Genomic DNA, 20,297 nt, shown 5'->3' on the forward strand with positions numbered 1-20,297 from the left:
CTACCAGTACAAATAGTTACAAATGCCACGCCCGGCCGGATAGACTATCCGGCCGGGCGTGGCATTTAGTGGCATTTATAAATAGGGAGTGAGCCTACATTAGCTGGCTTCGTCGTTGTCTCGGCTCTGCACAGTAAGCTTGGGCTTAGGACCTTTGCGAAGCAGGGCAGAGGGCTCAATTTCATCGAAGTGGTCTTCGAATAACGACTGCAGCATGCCATCCTTTAGGCCAATATCAGGCACCAGCATGGTATGTATATTAGCCCATTCCATAGCGGCCAGATAAATGTGGCCGGCAGGTACAATCACATCGGCACGGTCGGGGTTTAGCATGGCTACGTTTACCCGCTCATCCATGCTCATGCTGGTCAGGTGGTCCAGGACTGTGGCAATGCGGGCGCGCGTAACGGGCTTGTCCAGCTGGGGCTGCGCCATGCTGTAAAGCTTGTTAATGTTGCCACCTGTGCCAATGGCGCGCGTTACGTGGAAGCGGCGGGCGTTTTCCGTTACCCAGTCTTCCATGCGCTTCCAGGTGCCGTTCAGGGCATCGGTATCCAGGCCGGACTCTTCCTGCTGCATACGCCGGATAGAGCCTACCTCGAAGGACTGGGAGGCCACTTTACGCCGGTCGTGGTAAATGTTGAACTCCGTGCTGCCGCCGCCTACATCTATGTGCAGATAGTGTTTTTTGTCTTCCAGCAGTTGCTCAATGACGCGGTTGATAAATGCGGCTTCGGCCTGGCCGTCAATGACCTGTACCGTCATGCCCAACTCCCGCTGAATCCGCTCGGCTACTTCCTGGCCGTTTTTGGCGGTACGCATGGCGGAGGTGGCACACACCAGGTAGTGGTTAGGGGCCACATCGTGTACTTCCATCAAAAGCTTGAGGGCGTGTAGCAGCTTCACAAACTTGTCCTGCCGGGGTTGGGAAATGTTACCCGAGGCAAAAACATCCTCGCCCAGACGCAAGGGGTAGCGCACATACTCCACCCGCTTTAGCCGGTATCGGTCGCCGTAGTGGAGCACTGCTGAAATCTGACACCGTACGGCATTGGATCCAATATCAATAGCGGCCAGTTTCAGAAGTGGATATTGCATGAAGGCAGAGTAGAATGAATAGGGAAAATCAAAGATAGTTGATTGTGTTTTCTGACCTAACAGCTCGACAAGTTCAACTGGCTGGCTGGGAATAAAAAGCCCCAGATGCAGGTAGCAGCCGGGGCTTTTTATTCCATTTCTCTGAACAAAGGCTTATTGATCTATGCGGAAGCCAAGGCCAAATTGCAGCAGGGCGCTTTCTTCGTCGGAAACCTGATAGGAAATAGACAAGGCCAGCTGCTCGGCTACAGGCGCTACATAAAAGCCGGCACCGTAGCCCGTATGCCAACCACCCGGCGAATCGCCTTTGTAATACACCCGGCCCCGGTCATACAACCCAAATACCCCATAGTAGAATGGCAGGATAGAGTTGCGGCTGCGGCCCAGCGCCAGGCGTAGCTCCGTATTCAGATAAAGGCTGGCGTCGCCGGTGAAGCGGTTGCGTACGTAGCCGCGCAGGTTTTCGCGCTGCCCTAGTGCAGCATATTTGTAGAAGGGGATTTCCTCCTGCTTGCCATAGTTCTTGGCGCCGCCACCTTTCAATACCAGCGTGATGGGAATAGCAATACGAGCCGTGGTATAAAACTCGCCGAAGGCCTGCGTAAGCCCAAAATAAGATTTGCCCCTATTTAGCTGGCGGTAGCTGTCGTGCTGCACCAAGAGGCGCACGCCGCGCCGGGCATAACTTTGCCGGTCACGCAGGTCAAGGTCAAATAAGCTGTTTAGCCCTACCAGGCGCTGGAAGGCGGTATTGGGTAAAGGTGTATCGGGAGTGGGGGTTTGCAGCAACTGGCCCAGGTAGCTGTTGCCGGCAAAATTGGTGGTGAACTGCTCATAGGCAGGGCCCAGGCGGAACAGGCTGCGCTGCAGGAAGGTACGCTCCAGAAAGGCATTGGCGGTATAGCCTTTGTAGCGGGCTTTGTAAAAGTTATTATCGTACAGCCCGTCGTTTTTCACCGTGTTGTTGCCCAGCCCGAAGAAGTTGTAGAACTGGAAATAGTTGCCATACTCGGTGCGCAGACCTATGTCCCATTTCTTGATGGCATAGCGGTAGCGGGAGTTCAGTGCTACCTGAAAGTTGCCATTGGTGGAGCCCTGAATATCTATGCCATAGAGGTTCTTGAAGTCGGGCTTACGGAAGCCTTGGTGCACTATGTCAAACCCAGCCCCAATGCCTAATCCGTCGCTCTGGTTGAAGATAAGCGTGGCGCGAGGATTGTAACCGTCATATTCAAAAGCTTCCCTGTCATAGTGGTTGATGCCTTGTTTATGGGAAGTGCGGTTATCCGTTTCCGAGCTGGCCTGCAGCTGGGTTTCGGGCACATCATACACCTTGGTGAGGGTGCGCAGCCCACTTACCTTTGAGTTGTCGGTTATCTGGTCTTTTCCGTCGCCGCCAATAATGCGCACCAGAATGCTGCGCGGAACAGAGCCGGTAATGTTAAAAATGTCCTTCTCATCAAGGCCGTATAAGTCAATTTCTTCGGTTTCCCCACGCTTAAAGGTGCGGTCGAAAAGGGGGGCACCTTCGGGCTCGTCAGTGCCTTTTGCTTTATCAAACATGCGCACCCGCACGTTGCCATCGGGCAGGCGCTCTACCTGAAATACCTCGCTCTTGTTGGAGCCTACCACGTCTACTCGCTTGGCCAACATCAGATAATATTCATCCAATGCCTTGGGCAACTCCTGAATGCGGGATTTTAATTTACGGTTGATTTCCTGGCCGGATAGTGCCTGCGTTTCGGCCGGAAACTGAGCAGTGGCCTGATCAATAGCGGCGGGAGTAATTTTCTCCTGCAGATAGTGGCCTATATCCTGCCATTGCTCCCGGGTAAGGGATTGGAGCAGGAACCTGTCGAGGTGGCGCGCCGGCCAGTTCAGGCTTTCCATATCGTGGAATTTGTCCTGAAAGTCCTCAATGCTGGGCACGGCCCATTCACGGTTGGCCGTCCAGGTAAGAAGGCCATTCCACAGCGTAAAGCTTTGGTCCCGGTCGCGCGGAATAGGCTTGTACAGTGTGTAGCCATCCTGCTTATAGCCGGCCCATTTCCAGTTGTCTTCGTGCTTGCCAAAGTCGGCTATCAGCATGTCAAAGGCGCGGGCACGCCCCAGGGCCTGAGCATCAATGCGGCTGTCATGATCTTTGTAAAGCTGGCGGATAAAGCTGAAGGAACGGCGTATGTCATTAGCTCCACCAAAGCCAGGGGTATTTGGTTTTGGGTCCCAGGGGTCATCTTCCAGCGTACCCAGCAGCCCGGCATATTCCTCGCGGTAGGGCCCCAGTTGTTGGTTATCGGGCAGTACAAACAGGCGTGGGCGGGCGTGCAGAATATCCGTCTGGTCGAGCAGGGAGCTGATTGCCAAGGCTGAGTAGGGGTGGGCAGTGGGCGTAATATCGCGCAGCACATCACCGGCAATAGAGTTGCGCAGCTCAGGGGGCAGAATCTTGGTTACGTCCTTGTCTACGGAGCGGAACACGTATTCCGTACTATCAGCGGCAATCAGCTTTAGGGAGGTTGTTTGCCGGCCACCACCCCGACCATAAGGGAACAAGCCACCTTTTTCCGTGGCCAGATTAAGCATTGGCACCTGCACCGGCTGGGCCCAGGTAGTGCGATATAGCGGTCCGAGAAAAAAGCGCCGCCCGGCCCCATCTTTGTATTTCGACCCGGCTGCTACCGTTACAGTGGGCTGAAAAGGTGCATCGGGCTTGGAGGCAGCTTCACTCTGCGAAGAGCCGCCGGGGCAATCCGGAATAAAGGAATTGACCGGCACATTAGGCAAGCGAGGCTGCGTGCAGGCCGATTGAAACACAGTGGTCGAAAAAGCCTCTCGGGCAGTTTCCGGAGTAGGACCGAAAGTGTAGAAAAGCGTTTTTACCGTCCCGTCAGGAAAGTATTGAATTTTAGAGAAGCCTTCTTCCGCTTTGTTGAACAGGGCGCGAGCATTAGAGCCCACATGCTGAGCCTCAGTAAAGCTGCCGGCTATCAGCTGGTAGTTGTCCTGCTGCTGAATCTGGTTGAGTTGCAGGCTATAGTCGTGAGACGAAGCGTAGATAACCCCGGGATTTTCGCGCAGGGTACTCAACATATCCTTCCGGAACCCTTGGTAGGCCGGGTTGGCCATGTCGCGGGGCGAGCCTACATTCTGGCGGTATGCCGCGTATAGCGTACCTAAAACCGGCGGGAGCAGGTGGCGGGAGAGGGGCATGCGGCCGCCGTAAATGCCATTACTGATAATGGGATGGTGACCTATAAGCAGCACATTGGTGCCCTTGGTGTCAGTTAGAATATCCTGTAGCTGCTCCCGAAACTCTTCCTTAGTCAACGTTTTGCACTCTGTGTCGGGTGCTTCGGGCCGGTCGTAGGGGTGTGTCCACCAGGGAGAGTTAATCGCCACCAGGCGCACCAGCGGGGCTATATCAATCACCTCCGGGCCGGGACAGCCGCCGGTGGGGGCAAAGGCATTTTGTCCGGGCAGCTTGCTTTCAATGTATTTCTCCAGCCGTCGCACCCGTTTAAGGCCATCGGGGCCGGAATTTGCCCAGTCTTTGTCACCCGGCACAAAATATAGCTTACCGTTGGGAAGGCCGTTTACCAGCGCAATCAGGGCATCGGCACGGGCCGCTTGGGCTGTAGCGCTGGTGTCCTGCTTGCTGCCCATGCCTTCGGGGCCCACAATGTCGCCTAGGTGTACTACGCTGAAAGTGCCAGTTTCCTGCTCCAGCGTGTGGCGGAGTGCTTGCAGATGTGCTGCAGAAGGGCCGGTGGTGGCAGTATTACCCAGCAGATAAACCGTATGCGCCGGAGCCACCGTCTGGGCATACAATGGGGTACTTATAAACAGACCGGCCAGCAGCCAAATAGAGGAGATTTTTCGCATAGAGCGTAGAGTGAATTCTCCCATACGTAGCTTCGGTGCAAAAGTATTCACCCAAAAATCCTGTTATTCGATTCCTCAGGACTTTCGGCCTGAAGTGGTCAGTGCCAATTGATTATTTTTCAATATTAAGTCTGCCCTTTTGGCAAAGTCTCCATGAACTCTCCCGTACCCGAGACGCCTGTATTGGTTGTTGGTGCTGGCCCAACCGGTCTGATGCTGGCCCTGGAGCTGGTGCGCCATGGCATTACTCCCAGAATAATCGATGCCCGCTCTGGTCCTTCGCCCCTGAGCCGGGCCCTGGTAGTGCACGCCCGCACGCTGGAGCTGCTGGATCGACATGGTCTGGCCGAGACTTTTGTGCAGCAGGGTCTGATGGTAGAGGGCATGAACCTGCGGGTATGGGGTCGGGTAGTAGCTCATGTGCCGCTTGGGCAGATAGGTGCCTCCTTGAGTCCGTTTCCTTATTTGCTTGTTATATCACAGGATCAAACCGAGCGGCTGCTGCGGGAAGCCCTGGAAGCTCAGGGCATCAGGGTGGAATGGAATACAGAACTGACTACGCTGACAGTTGATACCGAACCCAAATCCGTTTCGGCCCAACTGAACAGGGGAAATGAAGTCCAGACCGCCCGATTTCGCTTTCTGGTGGGCTGTGATGGGGCGCACTCTGCTACCCGTAAGGCATTACAGATCAGATTTCCTGGCGGCACATACCAGCAGGTTTTCTTCGTGGCCGATACGTGGGTTTCGGGCCTGGCAGGCAACCAGGGAAAGAAACGGTACTTACAGGTAGCCGTGCAGCCTCAGAAGTTTTATGCGTTTTTTCCAATGCCTGACCAACGCACCCGCATCATTGGTATTCTGCCTGAAGGGGTAGAGCCAGAAACGGCTACTTTCGAGGATGTGCGCCCAATGCTGGAAGCCGCCGAGAAGCTAAAAGTAGAGCAGGTGTTCTGGTTTTCGACCTATAAAGTGCACCACCGGGTAGCTGACCACTTTCAGCAGGGGCCCGTGTTCCTAGCGGGGGATGCAGCACACGTGCATAGTCCGGCTGGCGGGCAGGGCATGAACACGGGTATGGGTGATGCCGCAAATCTGGGCTGGAAGCTGGCTGCCGTGCTCCACCGCTTAGCCCCCAGTGCCCTGCTGAATACCTATTCCACGGAGCGGATACCCTTTGCCCAAAAACTGGTAGCCACTACCGACCGGGCATTTTCCATTGTAACCCGGCCCGCCCGGCTGGCAGATATTGTCCGTTTAAGGTTTTTGCCCCTAGTTTTGCCGGCTTTGGCACGCTTGCCCTTCATTCGGAAGTGGGCTTTCCGTACCGTCTCTCAAATCAGTATTGCCTATCCGGATTCACCCCTGAGTGTAGGTGGTGCTTCTAATGCAGATGCCGGTGAGCGGCTGCCCTGGCAGGCCGACGGCCGATTTGAAGCCCTACGCGTAACCGGTTGGCAGCTTATGGCGGTTGGAGAGCCAACCCAAGAAGTGCAGGAGTGGGCAAGCCAGCGCGAGTTACCCTTCACGGTACTTCGCCCTATGCCTGGGGAAACTCCTGGCACCTTGTACTTACTACGCCCCGATGGCTATTTAGGCTTAGTAGCCCCGCAGTTTGAGGAAGTTCAGTTCTCCGCTTATGCTGACCACTGGGGCATTGGCAAAGCACCATTCCGGGTACTTTCAGCAGGGCGCATGAACTAGTGCTCCGCCAGCAACTCAGCTGCCAGTTTAGGTACGCCGGTGCTGGCCGGCTCCGTGATAAAATGCAGATTTCGGCGAGCAGTTAGTGGGGGCTGATGTGGGTCAATGATATAAAGCGGGCAGTTTACGGGCGCGTAGTGTATCAGGTTGGCGGCCGGGTACACCTGCAGTGAAGTGCCTATTACCACAAAAATATCGGCGGTAGCGGCTTCTTCCATTGCGCGTTCCATCAAGGGTACGGCCTCACCAAACCACACAATGTTGGGTCGCAGCTGGGAGCCTTTTTCGCATAGCTCGCCCAGCTCAATCCGGTCAGAGGACATGGGGTAGACCAACTCCTCGTGCCGGGAACTGCGCGCTTCAAAGAGTTTGCCATGCAGGTGTATCACGTGGGAGGAGCCGGCTCGCTCATGCAGGTCGTCCACGTTCTGGGTAATGATTACTACCTCGTAGGCTTGCTCCAGGTCCACTAGGGCTTTGTGGCCCGCGTTGGGCTGAGCCGCCCGGGCTGCCGCCCGCCGCTGATTATAAAAATCCAGCACCAACTCCGGGTTACGCGCCCAGCCTTCCGGCGAAGCCACATCCTCTACGCGGTGTCCTTCCCACAGCCCATCTGAACCCCGAAAAGTAGCCAACCCACTTTCCGCCGAAATACCGGCCCCGGTCAGGGCAACGAGTTTCTTTTTATTATTCATCTATAGCTCGATCAATAGTCTTATTGCCAATTCATTTTACTCAAAACGGCCCAACTCGTCTCGCCGGAACGTCCACTCGGGGGTACTCACCTGGGCCACCCGTGGGTCTAGCAGAAACCACGCGCTGCGCCCGGTTTCATCCCATATATTTTCCAATACGTGCATTTGCTGCGCGGGCATATAGCTTTGCGCCAGCAGAGCCACCCGCCGCCCGCTGCCGGGCTGCACAGCCACATCCAGCACCAAAACGGCATGGCCCGGCGAGCCACCCCGAATTAATACGTCGCCAGGCTGTACCTGGGCCAGTGGCATGGGACGCAACTCACGACTAAGGGAGAGGGTGCCGGCATAGGTGTAAATCTGGTCCAGGTAGCGGCGCAGCACAGTGTGCGTGGGTGGCTCTACTGGCTTAGTAGCCGGTTGAACGGCATTGCCTGCAACCTTAAAGCCCGTGCCCGCATACCAGTCCTGAAAGCGGATATCGTCGCCGCTGGTCAGGTGAAAGTGTACCTGGTTCGGGTCTTGACTGAATTGATATTCAGCCCGCAAACGAATTACAGCATCGGCGCATTGCTGCAGGTCACGGGTGCCAACATCTAAGTCCAAAACCGCAGCGTGCACATCCTGCCGGTCTTTAAGCTGGCCATTATACAGCTTTACCGGAGTTCCGGCCGGGAGCAAAGGCAAATACCGCAGCCAATGCCCAAATGAGCCCGGCATTAGCTCCACCCGTTGATAACCTTTGGGCGGCAGAAACCGCGCCGCTACTGTCTGGCGTGGGTTGTAACGGCCCGCTGCCAGCCATGGATAACTATTTTGGCTGCCTTCGGCTGCAGACAGCGGGTGCTGCGCCCGAAGGGCACTTGTGCCTGATTCAGCCTCCGGACCAGAGCAACAAAACAGCAAAGCCAGAAGGGGAAAAGCAGCTTTCATGAGGATAGTTTGCTAAGCAGAAATAGGATAGAGGAATCAATAACGGTATTTCGGGTGGAGTATTTTGCCAGACGAAGTCATAAAAAAGCCCCGGCTATAATAGCCGGGGCTTTTTTATATTTCATCTTGAGCTAAGCAAAGGAGGACAAGCTTTAAGTAGATATTACTTGGCCTTACCCGTAGCTTTCTTTGCAGCCGGCTTTTTTGCGGCTGGCTTTTTGGCTGCTGGTTTCTTGGCAGCTGGCTTTTTAACGGGGGTATCTGTCTTCTCACTGGCGGCAGGTGCGGCCTTCTTGGCGAAGCGGCCTCCTTTTGCTGGTTTATCCGGGGTGGCTTCCGCCAATTCCAGACAGCGTTCCAGCGTCAGATCAGTCGGCTCTTCACCTTTCGGAATCTTGACGTTCTTCTTGCCCACTACAATATAGGGACCGAAGCGGCCATTCAGAACCTGCACGTCTTCACGGCCCGGAAACTCCTTAATCAGTCGCTCCGCGTCGGTTTTGCGCTTGTTCTCAATCAGCGTCACGGCTTCGTCGGCCGTGATAGTATGTGGGTCCTGCTCCTTGGTGAGCGAATAGAATTTGCTGTCGTGGCGGATATAAGGGCCAAAACGGCCCAGAGCGGCTGTCATGTCCTTCTCCTCATACTGCCCCACATTGCGCGGCAGCTTGAAGAGTTCCAGCGCTTCTTCCAGGGTGATGTTCTCAATGAACTGGCCTTTGCGCAGGCTGGCGTACACGGCCTTTTCGCCTTCCGGTGCACCTTCCTTGGGCTCAATCTGCACATAAGGACCAAAGCGGCCCAGGCGAGCCGTTAACTTCTGGCCGGTTTCCGGATGCAAACCGATAACGCGGGTTGAGCCCAGCGTGCTCCGCTCAATATCCTGGCCACGTTCCACGGTTTCGTGAAACGTGCCATAGAAGCCAGCAATCATCTTTTGCCACTGCTCGTGGCCATTGGCAATCTGGTCGAATTCATCTTCCACCTTAGCCGTAAACTTATAGTCTACAATTACGGGGAAGTGCTCAACCAAAAAGTCGTTTACCACCATAGCCGTATCCGTGGGAAACAGCTTGGCTTTATCGGCACCGTAGGTTTCAGTTTTGACTTCGGTTTTCACCTTGTCGCCATCCAGCGTCAGCACATGAAACTTGCGCTCCTTGCCCTCACGGGTGTCTTTTTCCACATAGCCCCGTTTCTGAATGGTGCTAATGGTTGGAGCGTAGGTTGAAGGCCGACCAATGCCCATTTCCTCCAGCTTTTTCACCAGCGAGGCTTCCGTGTAGCGAGCAGCCGGCGAGGCATAGCGCTCCGTAGCCCGTAATTGCTGCAGAGGCAACTCCTGACCCACATTCAATGGCGGCAACCCGCGGGAGAAAGATGATTCTCCGTCTTGCTCATCCTCGTCTTTCGACTCGCTGTAGGCTTTCAGAAAGCCCTCAAACGTAATAACTTCCCCAGTTGCCGTGAGCGTAACGCCTGGCTGGGTGCTGATGCCAATGGTAGCTACCGTACGCTCCACCGTAGCATCAGCCATCTGCGAAGCCATAGCCCGCTTCCGGATCAAATCATACAGGCGCTGCTCCGCCGAATCAGCCCCGGCTTTTACCAGCGCGAAATCCGTAGGGCGAATGGCTTCGTGGGCTTCCTGCGCGGAGGCGGATTTGGTCTTGAACTGGCGGGTGTGCGCATATTCAGCCCCGTAGGCCCGCGTAATTTCTTCCTTGGCAGCGGCTATGGCGTCCTGCGAGAGGTTCAGGGAGTCAGTACGCATGTAGCTGATTTTACCCGCCTCATACAGCTTCTGGGCTACGCTCATGGTCTGCGCTACCGAGAAGCCCAGCTTGCGCGAGGCTTCCTGCTGCAGGGTAGAAGTGGTAAACGGCGGCGCAGGGGTGCGTTTGCCCGGCTTCTTCTCCAGGTTCTCAATGCGGTAGGCCGCACCTACACAGCGCGCCAGGAAAGCTTCCGCTTCTTCGCGGGTTTTGTAGCGGGTGGGCAGTTCCGCCTCCAGCACCGCGCCTTTGCCGGCATCAAACTTAGCTACTACCCGATACGCCGAAGAGGTTTTGAACTGATTAATTTCCCGCTCCCGCTCCACCACCAGCCGCACGGCCACACTCTGCACGCGGCCCGCAGATAAGCCGGCTTTTACCTTTTTCCAGAGCACCGGGCTCAACTCAAAGCCTACCAGCCGGTCCAGCACGCGGCGGGCCTGCTGGGCATTCACCAGGTTCAGGTCTATTTCCCGAGGATTGGCAATGGCGTTAAGGATGGCATTCTTGGTGATTTCGCGGAATACAATACGCTTTGTCTTCTGCTCACTCAGGTTCAGGGTTTCCGACAGATGCCAGGATATGGCCTCGCCCTCGCGGTCATCGTCACTTGCTAACCACACCATTTCGGCTTCCTTAGCTAGTTTTTTCAGCTGGGAAATGATTTCCCGCTTATCCGCCGATACTACATAGGTGGGCTTAAAGCCGTTGGCAATGTCAATGGCATTATTATCCTTGGGCAGGTCGCGGACGTGCCCAAAGCTGGATTTGACGATATAGTCCTTGCCTAGGTACCCTTCAATGGTCTTGGCTTTGGCAGGAGACTCTACTATGACTAGGTTCTTAACCATATGATATAAAGCAGGGCGGGATGCTAGGCGTGTTTTCTGGGAGAAACGAGAAGCAGCGCAAAGGAGTTGAATTTTGCCGCAAAGATGCTGGAATATTCCGGTCTTATTTTTTATCGTCTATATATTTAGATATAAACTAAATACGCCGTGCAGGGCCTGTATGGTTCTTAACCGTTGATAAATAGGCCGGAAGCTGTTGAAATCAGCCACCTGATAACGAAAAAGAAAAGCCCCACGCGAATTCAGGAGTACAGTATTCCTTCTGAGTTGTTAACTTTGTCAGTACTGCGCTCAGCTTTCCGCCGCACGGTATACATTGCATCGCCTTTTTAATCTGGCTCGCTACCACCCGCTCCTTTATGGCATCCGGCAAGAATTCACGTTCCTCTTCTACTACGGCAAGCTCAGCGCAGCCTGCCGCCGCTGACCAGGCAACGGCAGCTACCACCACCCGTCGGGGTGGTTCCCCAGCTTCCTCCGAACCTATTGTTCAGCTCAGTACCCCTGGGAGCAACAGTACCCGCAAGCGCGGGGTTGCCCGTGGCATTACCGATGAGCAGGACCCCGAGTACGTAAACGAGCAGCTGAACCGCGTGCTCTACGCCCTCGATGCCTTTAAGAAAGGGGACGTTTCGGTACGCCTGACCAAGCAAAACGACGACATCTTCGCCGAAATTGCCGAAGCCTACAACTCCATGGTAGAGATGATTGGCGGGGTAGGCGGCGAAGTATCGCGCATTTCCAAGGTGGCCGGGGTGGAAGGCAACCTGAAGGCGCGGGCCTCGGCGGAGAATGCCGCCGGTTTCTGGCGCGACATGATCAACAATATCAACGGCCTGGTGGATAGCATCGCCGTTCCGGTATTGGAGGTAGGCAAAGTACTGAAGAACATCAGCAAGGGTAATCTGGACGAGTCCTTCCAGATTCCAGTGTCGGGTGACTTCAAGGTGATGGCCGAAACCATCAACAAAACCATCGACAACCTGAACGTATTCGCCGGCGAGGTAACCCGTGTGGCGCAGGAAGTAGGTACCGAAGGAAAGCTGGGTGGCCAGGCCTCGGTACCAAACGTGGGTGGTATCTGGAAAGAACTGACGGACAACGTAAACAACATGGCCTCCAACCTGACCAGTCAGGTACGGGACATTGCCAACGTAGCCACGGCCGTAGCAAAGGGTGACCTTACCCAGAAGATTACGGTAGATGTTAAAGGAGAGTTGCTGCAATTGAAGCAGAACCTCAACCAGATGGTGGACTCCCTGAACCTGTTTGCAGGGGAAGTAACCCGCGTAGCGCAGGAAGTAGGTACCGAGGGTAAACTGGGTGGTCAGGCCAGCGTGCCAAACGTAGGCGGGGTTTGGAAAGACCTCACCGACAACGTAAATAACATGGCCTCCAACCTGACGAGTCAGGTGCGAGACATTGCTAACGTAGCTACCGCAGTAGCAAAAGGCGACTTGTCGCAGAAAATCACCGTTGACGTTAAAGGCGAGCTGCTGCAATTGAAGCAGAACCTCAACCAGATGGTGGACTCCCTGAACCTGTTTGCCGGCGAGGTAACCCGCGTAGCGCAGGAAGTAGGTACGGAAGGCCGCCTTGGTGGCCAGGCCGTGGTACCGAATGTAGGCGGCGTATGGAAAGAGCTGACGGACAACGTAAATAACATGGCAAGCAACCTGACCAGTCAGGTGCGAGATATTGCTAACGTAGCTACTGCGGTAGCCCGCGGCGACCTAAGCCAGAAGATTACGGTAGATGTAAAAGGGGAGCTGCTGCAGTTGAAGCAGAACCTGAACCAGATGGTGGACTCACTCAACCTCTTTGCTGGCGAGGTAACGCGTGTGGCACTGGAAGTAGGCGCCGAAGGAAAACTGGGTGGTCAGGCATCGGTGCCCAACGTGGCCGGGGTTTGGAAGGAGCTGACGGACAATGTAAACTACATGGCCTCGAACTTAACGAGCCAGGTACGAGACATTGCTAACGTAGCAACCGCCGTAGCCCGCGGTGACTTGTCGCAGAAGATGACGGTAAACGTGAAGGGCGAAATTCTGGAGCTCAAGAATATCTTGAACCAGATGGTGGACTCCCTGAACATTTTCGCTGGCGAGGTAACCCGCGTAGCCCGCGAAGTAGGTACGGAAGGAAAACTGGGCGGTCAGGCCAACGTGCCCCGCGTAGGTGGTACCTGGAAAGAGCTGACCGACAACGTAAACACAATGGCCTCGAACTTGACCTCTCAAGTACGAGACATTGCCAACGTGGCAACCGCGGTAGCAAAAGGTGACCTGACTCAGAAAATCACGGTAGATGTAAAAGGCGAGCTGCTGGATCTGAAGAACATTCTGAACCAGATGGTGGACTCCCTGAACATCTTCGCTGGCGAGGTAACCCGTGTGGCAAGGGAAGTGGGTACCGAAGGTATTCTGGGCGGTCAGGCTAATGTGCCAAACGTTTCGGGTACCTGGAAGGACCTTACTGACAACGTAAACACGATGGCAAGCAACCTGACCAGTCAGGTGCGAGATATTGCCAACGTGGCAACCGCGGTAGCCCGCGGCGACTTGTCGCAGAAAATCAAAGTAGACGTAAAAGGCGAGCTGCTCCAGTTGAAGGAAAACCTCAACCAGATGGTGGACTCCCTGAACACGTTCGGTGACGAAGTAACCCGCGTGGCCCGCGAAGTAGGCACCGAGGGTAAACTGGGTGGCCAGGCCGTAGTACCTAACGTACGCGGTACCTGGAAGGACCTCACCGACAACGTAAACACCATGGCCGCCTCGCTTACCTCGCAGGTACGAGACATTGCCAACGTAACCACCGCGGTAGCCCGCGGCGACCTAAGCCAGAAAGTTTCGGTAGATGTTAAAGGCGAGCTGCTCGACCTGAAAGATAACATCAACCGAATGGTGGACTCCCTGAACATTTTCGCTGGCGAGGTAACCCGTGTGGCGCAGGAAGTAGGTACGGAAGGCCGCCTCGGTGGCCAGGCCAACGTGCCAAGCGTAAGCGGCGTTTGGAAAGACCTCACCGACAACGTAAACACGATGGCCTCCAACCTGACTACTCAGGTACGGGGCATTGTGAAAGTAGTTACGGCGGTATCCAAAGGTGACTTGACCCAGAAGCTGACGCTGGAAGCCAAAGGTGAAGTGGCCGAGCTGGCTGACACCATTAACCGAATGGTGGATGACCTGAACCGTCTGGCAGTAGAAGTTAGCCGCGTGGCCAAAGTGGCCGGTGTGGAAGGCAAGCTGACAGAACGTGCTACGGTAGGCGGCGTATCGGGCTCCTGGAAAGAACTGGTAGACACGCTCAACGCCCTGCTGGAATCCATTGCCTCGCCGGTACTGGAAGTGTCGCGCGTGGTACGAGCCATTTCGGAAGGTGACCTGACCCAGCGCGTGGAAGTACCCACCGCCGGCGACATTCTGGCCATGTCCGACGCTCTTAACCTTGCTGTTGAAAACCTGAACGAACTGCTGGGCGAAATCAACGACTCCTCGCTGGTAGTAGGAACTTCCTCGGAAGAAATGGCCGGTAAAGGTCAGGAAATGAGCCGTGTTACGGTTGATGTGGCCTTGGCCATGCAACAGATGGCAGAAGGTGCTCAGAACCAGGCATTGAAAACCGACCAGGCCTTTAAGCTGATTGAAGAAATCATGCAGGCTACCAAGGAAACGGCCGGCAAAGCAGACGTAGTAAACAAATCAGCTATCCTGGGTGAGCAAACCTCGCAGCTGGGTCTGAAAACGGTGGCCGAGGTGGTAAAGAACATGGAGGAAATCTCCAACGCGGCTGCGCAAACGGCCCGTACCATTGAAGTACTGAGTACCCGTTCGGGAGAAATCAGCAAGTCGCTGGGCGTAATCACGGACATTGCCTCGCAAACCAACCTGCTGGCCCTGAACGCAGCCATCGAAGCAGCCCGCGCCGGGGAAGCCGGCCGTGGTTTTGCCGTAGTAGCCGAAGAAATCCGGAAGCTGGCCGAAGGCTCCCGCAAATCGGCCAACGAAATTGCCACGCTGGTAGAAGATGTTAAGAAAGACACCATCTCTGCCGCAACCGCAATTTCAACCATGGAAGGCCGAGTACTGAAAGGCAAAAACGCTACGTTTGAAGCGTCCAGCGCCTTTAAGAACATTGCCACCTCCAGCGGAGAAACGCTCCGCACCTCCCGCGACATTCTCACGGCTACCGAGATTCAGAAGACCTCGATTGGCGACGTAGTAAAATACGTAGAGGAAGTAGTAGCCATTGCCGAGCAAACGGCATCCGGCACGCAGCAAGTAGCTGGTACCGCCAAGCAGCTTTCGTCTTCGATGCAGGAACTCACCGCTTCCAGCCAGAAACTGACGGACATTGCCGATGACCTGCAGGTAGGTTTGTCCGCCTTCCAGCTGATTGAGTACGTAGAGCCTGAGCCCGCTCCTGTACTGCGCCGCACCATGCGCCGGGTAGAACCAGTAGCTCCTAAAGTGGAAGCACCAGTGCGTACGCGCCCTGTAGCCCGTGCCATTGCGGCGCAAACGCCTGCTCCCTCTACCGTTCAGCGGGAGCGTACGGCAGCACGGCCCCGCCCCGAGGCTCCTAAGGCATCAGCCATTGCGCGGCCTACGGTGGTAAAAGCAGAGCCTTCTAATAATGGCTCCGCTACTGCCAATGGTAAGGCCAAAACGGCCTCGGCTAAAGAGGCAAAGGCACCTGCAGCGCAAGGGGGTAAAGGCAAAAAATCAACGTCTAAATAAATCCGGATTCCTACGCTGTACTCTAAAAGGGCTAGCAGCGTAGGTTTTCCTGTTTTCAGCTATGGTTCAAACAGAAAGCGGTGGCGAACGGAAGCCCATTGTGCAGGAAGCGCTGGTGCAGCTGATTGTTTTCCGCCTGGGTACTGAGGAGTACGGCGTACGCATTGAGCAAGTGAAGGAGGTAACCATTACCCCGGATATTGCGCGCATGCCCAAAACGCCGGCCTTTGTGAAGGGCATTGCCAACCTGCGCGGCGACATCATTGCTATTATTGATCTGGAAGAACGGTTTAGTCTGCGGCGCGGTAAAGCCGATGTGAGCACCAGTCTTACTTACACCCTGGCCATTGAAGCACACGACTATACCATCGGTATTGTAGTGCGGGAAGTGCCACAGCCGCTTTCCTTGCCGGTATCTGCCATTGAGCGGGCCCCGGAATTTTTGCAGGACAGTAACATCCAGGAGAAGTATATCGAGGGTATTGCCCGGTTCGACAGCCGTATCATCATTGTTTTGGATATGATGAAACTGCTGACTCCATCGGAAATCATGCAATTAAACCCTCGGGCGGAATCTTCTACCGCACGCAGCCGTACCTAGGCCTACACGTTTTCCGCCCATTTTATTTTCTGACCGACAGACCCCTACTATATGAAAAACCGCATCCTCATCGTGGACGACTCGTTCTACATGCGCACGATGCTTAAGAATATGCTTACCGACGCCGGTTACGACGTGGTAGGCGAGGCAGCTAACGGGCAACAGGCCCTGGAAATGGCTGCCGCCACCCGCCCTGACCTCATCACGCTGGACGTTATTCTTCCCGATAATACGGGCCTGGATGTGCTGAAAGGTATTCGGCAGGAGCAGCCCGATGTCCGCATTGTAATGTGCAGCGCCGTGGGTCAGGAGGTAATTGTAAACGAAGCCCTGGAAAGCGGGGCAGTAGCTTATATCGTGAAGCCCTTCTCCGAAGAAAAAGTACTGGAGATTGTAGGCAGCATGCTGCAGCAGGGCAACGACAAGTCGGATACTTCTGCTGAGCCTTCGGCTACCCCGGAAGCCGGCACCGCCGATACGGACGCTGATACTTCATCAGAGTCCACGCCCCAGGCTTAGTACTTTTCCAACTGCCCACATTTGGCCTTAGCCGTGGGGTAGCTTTTGCCTATTCTTCTCTTTTTTGTGTCTCGTATCACCGAACCTTTAGCTATTCTGCTCGGCGAACTTCCTGGCCTTACCCGGCTGGCGTTGGCAAAGCTGCTGGCCGCTACTCCCCACGTGCGGGTAGTGGGCACAGCATTGAGTGGCGAAGATCTGGTGCTGAAGGCCCGCACTCTGCGGCCTGACCTGGTTATTGCTGGGGAAGCCGTATTACCGGGGCTAGGCCTTCTGGCACGGCATAGTCCCGTTCCGGTACTGCTGTATGCTAACTCGATACCCTTGCCCGGTATGATGCAGGAAGCGGCCCGCTGGGGAGTGTATGATTATCTGTCCCCGTTGCTGCCTGAGGGCCATCCTATGGCTGCAGCGCAGCACACGGAACTGCGGCGCAAGGTGCAGATGGTGCGACCAAAACAGTTGATTTCCCGGCTTGGGAAAACGGCCACTTCTATCTTTGCGCCCCCGCGTGGCATCATCGTGCTGGGTGGCTCAACGGGTGGAGCCAGTGCTGTAGAGCGGGTAGTGCAGGGGCTTACACCCAGCTTGCGACAGGCCATTCTGGTTGCGGTTCATTTACCAGCACAGTTTACCAACTCATTTGTGGAGCGCTTGCGCCGCATTTCCCCGTTCCCGGTAGAAGCCGCCTGCGCCGGGTCCCGCCTGGAGGCGGGCCGCATTCTGGTGGCACCTGGTGGTCATAATATGGTGGTTCGGCCGGTAACTAATGGCCCCTGGCTTGCCTGGCAGACGGAGTTTGCCGCCGATTCTCCTGGTACGTCTGATGTTCCTTCCGTGGATATGCTGATGTCTTCGGCTGCCCGCGCTATGGGGCGTAAGGTAATGGGGGTAGTTCTGAGCGGGCTGGGCCGTGATGGCGCCTTGGGTGCTCAGGCGGTGCGCCAGCAAGGAGGCGTAGTCATTGCGCAGGATGAAGCCTCTGCTGCCGTCTTTGGTATGCCCAAAGCCGTAATCCAAGGTGGCTTTGCCTCGCAGGTACTGCCCTTAAATGAAATTTCTGATTTCATCAACCGCTCTATGGCCCCGGTAGTTGCACCGCGGCCTAGTCGGTATTCCTTATCTCAGGCCACCAACGTATGAGGTCACGCGAGCAGGAGTACCGCGAAATATTTATGGCTGAGGCGCTCGAATACTACGACGCCATGAGCCGCCATATCAGCGAGTTGGAGAAAAACCCGCAGAGCGAGCAGCCCCTGAACGAGCTGTTTCGCCTGATGCACAACCTCAAGGCCAATGCCCGTGCTATGGGCTATATGGATCTGGGTGAAGTTGCGCACCGAATGGAAACCATCTTTGGATTGATCCGGAGCAAGGAAAAAGCTTTTTCCGGCTCAATTACGGGGGTGCTATTCGGGGGGATTGATACCATTGGAGCCATGATCCGGGCTATTGGCGAAAATCAGGAGCTTCCCAATGCTGAGTCCCTGCTGGAAAACCTGGAACGCCTCGTGCGCGGTGAGGAGCCCATTCTCACTGACGAAGAAGTTGCCGTTGATGATTCGCGTAAGCTGGAGCTTTCCGACCTGGTTTATATCCAGATTAAAAAGCTCGACCACCTGCTGAACCTGGTAGGGGAGCTGATTATTGACAGGGACCGAATCTTTACACTGGGACAGGAAATTGGCAATCCGGCGCTGCAATCTGCGGCCGCCCACCTGTTCCGGATTGCCGACGAGCTGCAGTACAGCGTGATGGATGCTCGTTTGGTAAACGTAGGCTCCCTGTTCAACAAATTTCCGCGCGTGGTGCGCGACGTAGCCACGACTGAGCATAAGGAAGTAAACCTGAGCATTAGTGGTCAGGATATTCAGATTGACCGCAACATCCTGCAAATCATTACAGACTCCTTACTACACCTGGTGCGTAACGCCATTGGGCACGGTATTGAAACGCCGGAGGAGCGCATCAAGGCTGGTAAACCCCCTGTGGGGGAGGTTGCCTTGGAAGCGGCCATTGAGCGCGACGATGTGCTGATTCAGGTGCGCGACGATGGCCGGGGGATTGATGTAGAGAAAGTAAGAAGTAAAGCCGTTTCCCGGGGTTTAGTCAACGCCCAAACGGCAGCTTCGCTAAGTGCCCCTGCAGTGCGGGCACTACTCTTCGAGCCTGGCTTTTCCATGGCTGAGGAAGTAACGGAAATATCTGGCCGGGGTGTGGGCTTGGATGTAGTGAAGCTGGCTATTGACTCCATGGGCGGGCAATTGCGCGTCGATTCGGAGTTGGGCAAAGGCACTACGTTTACACTGGTGCTGCCTACTTCCATTGCTGTGAAAGGCGCATTGCTCTTTGAACTGGAAGAACGCAGCTATGCCCTCCTGCTCATGCACATTGATTCCGTCGTCTCACTCTGGCCCGAGGAACTCCACGTAGTGGGAGGGATGCTGCTGGCCGAGGTGCAGGGAGAAAATGTGCCGGTAGTAGGCCTGCGCCAACTGCTGCACAGCGGCGACGAACCCTTGGCTTCCGCTGATACCGAAGAACTCATCGGACGCCAGGATATCATCATCGTCAACTACAACAACCGCCGGCTTGGCCTCATCGTCGACCGGTTTTTGCGCCAGCAAAACATTGTGATTAAACCCATGACGCAACCCCTCGATAAAATTGATTTGTTCGGGGGCGTCACGCTATTGGGTAACGGGCAGGTATGCCTCGTGTTAGATGTTCCGGCACTAACTCGGGTATTTCTGGCTAAACGACCTTAACCTACGTATTGCAGATGCCGCTACCCTCATAATAGGGCAGCGGTTAACCGAATGATAGTATGGAGTTGCACATGACGGAACTGGAGCGGGATATCATCCGTGAGATACTCAACATCGGCCTGGCTCGGGCGGCAGATTCGTTTGCCGTTATCGCCCAGGAAAAGGTGCTCCTGGAGGTGCCCAACCTGGATTTAATGCCGTTGGAGAGTATGGTGGATCTGGTACGCAAGTATGAGAACTCGCATAAAATTATTCAGTCCGACATTCGAGGTGATTTTCACGGTACCACACTGATGCTCTTCTCCGGGCAGCACGTGCAGCGCCTGTCCAAAGTTTGCCTACGGCTGGATGTTCCAGAGTCCATTGAGGTGAATGCCATGCAGGAGTCGCTGCTGCTGGAAATGAGTAATATCATTACCGGCGCTTTAGTTACCCAGCTGGCAAACATCCTGAAGGCCAATGTATATGGAGCGCCGCCAATTTCGCCGAATGGTGATATTGCGAATTCCCTGCAAGGGCTCATTATCCATAACCCAGGCTGGAAGCCGCTTATTTTCTCGGTTATCACGCAGTTCTCCGATCAGAACAACTCCGTAGAGCTACCACTGATGCTGTTTTTCGACCGCGACACTTTCGTCAAGATTCTCGAAATCATTCGTACCTATAATTTCCTGGGCGGCCCCAACCCGACGGAGTAAACGTCTGACGGGTCGTCGTACACACGTT

General features: G+C 55.2%; 12 protein-coding genes. 7 read left to right on the forward strand and 5 right to left on the reverse strand.

Features of this window, described 5'->3' with window-relative positions:
• Positions 1-99 precede the first annotated feature (99 nt).
• Positions 100-1,098 (reverse strand): Ppx/GppA phosphatase family protein, encoded by a 999-nt coding sequence (locus Q4G72_RS09995; RefSeq protein WP_303311282.1) that lies wholly within the window; start codon positions 1,096-1,098, stop codon positions 100-102.
• 153 nt (positions 1,099-1,251) lie between these two features.
• A complete protein-coding gene (locus Q4G72_RS10000; RefSeq protein ID WP_303311283.1) occupies positions 1,252-4,980 on the reverse strand; it encodes a BamA/TamA family outer membrane protein in 3,729 nt (1,242 codons plus the stop codon).
• Positions 4,981-5,133: 153 nt separating this feature from the next.
• Here Q4G72_RS10000 and Q4G72_RS10005 point away from each other — a divergent pair, with 153 nt between their 5' ends.
• Positions 5,134-6,684: an FAD-dependent monooxygenase gene (locus tag Q4G72_RS10005; RefSeq protein ID WP_303311284.1), complete on the forward strand. Its 1,551-nt coding sequence runs from the start codon at positions 5,134-5,136 to the stop codon at positions 6,682-6,684.
• Here the strand turns inward: Q4G72_RS10005 and Q4G72_RS10010 are convergent.
• From Q4G72_RS10010 to topA, 3 genes are all read right to left on the reverse strand, one after another.
• Complete coding sequence (locus tag Q4G72_RS10010) at positions 6,681-7,379, reverse strand: SIR2 family NAD-dependent protein deacylase (RefSeq protein ID WP_303311285.1); 699 nt, start codon at positions 7,377-7,379, stop codon at positions 6,681-6,683. The two genes, Q4G72_RS10005 and Q4G72_RS10010, sit on opposite strands and share 4 nt — an antisense overlap.
• Before the next feature lie 36 nt (positions 7,380-7,415).
• Positions 7,416-8,312, reverse strand: a complete 897-nt coding sequence (locus Q4G72_RS10015) for a DUF4846 domain-containing protein (RefSeq protein WP_303311286.1) — start codon at positions 8,310-8,312, stop codon at positions 7,416-7,418.
• Positions 8,313-8,475: 163 nt separating this feature from the next.
• Entirely contained in the window at positions 8,476-10,938 is a 2,463-nt protein-coding gene (gene topA / locus Q4G72_RS10020) for a type I DNA topoisomerase (protein ID WP_303311287.1), read from the reverse strand.
• Between the two features lie 359 nt (positions 10,939-11,297).
• On the opposite strand from topA, the gene Q4G72_RS10025 reads away from it, so the two are divergent.
• From Q4G72_RS10025 to Q4G72_RS10050, 6 genes are all read left to right on the forward strand, one after another.
• The gene (locus Q4G72_RS10025) at positions 11,298-15,683 is read left to right on the forward strand and encodes a methyl-accepting chemotaxis protein (protein WP_303311288.1); all 4,386 of its coding nucleotides are present in this window, start codon (positions 11,298-11,300) and stop codon (positions 15,681-15,683) included.
• Between the two features lie 61 nt (positions 15,684-15,744).
• Positions 15,745-16,284 carry a chemotaxis protein CheW gene (locus tag Q4G72_RS10030; protein WP_303311289.1) on the forward strand — a complete coding sequence of 180 codons (540 nt, stop codon included), beginning with the start codon at positions 15,745-15,747 and terminating at the stop codon, positions 16,282-16,284.
• 51 nt (positions 16,285-16,335) lie between these two features.
• The gene (locus tag Q4G72_RS10035) at positions 16,336-16,803 is read left to right on the forward strand and encodes a response regulator (protein ID WP_303311290.1); all 468 of its coding nucleotides are present in this window, start codon (positions 16,336-16,338) and stop codon (positions 16,801-16,803) included.
• A 66-nt stretch (positions 16,804-16,869) separates the two neighbouring features.
• Positions 16,870-17,946, forward strand: a complete 1,077-nt coding sequence (locus Q4G72_RS10040; protein WP_303311291.1) for a chemotaxis protein CheB — start codon at positions 16,870-16,872, stop codon at positions 17,944-17,946.
• Entirely contained in the window at positions 17,943-19,571 is a 1,629-nt protein-coding gene (locus Q4G72_RS10045; protein WP_303311292.1) for a chemotaxis protein CheA, read from the forward strand. Before Q4G72_RS10040 ends, Q4G72_RS10045 begins: the two co-directional genes overlap by 4 nt.
• A 59-nt stretch (positions 19,572-19,630) precedes the next feature.
• Positions 19,631-20,269, forward strand: a complete 639-nt coding sequence (locus Q4G72_RS10050; RefSeq protein ID WP_303311293.1) for a chemotaxis protein CheC — start codon at positions 19,631-19,633, stop codon at positions 20,267-20,269.
• Positions 20,270-20,297: the final 28 nt, after the last annotated feature.

Origin of the sequence: Hymenobacter sp. BT730, from assembly GCF_030542105.1 — a bacterium.
Taxonomy (GTDB): domain Bacteria; phylum Bacteroidota; class Bacteroidia; order Cytophagales; family Hymenobacteraceae; genus Hymenobacter.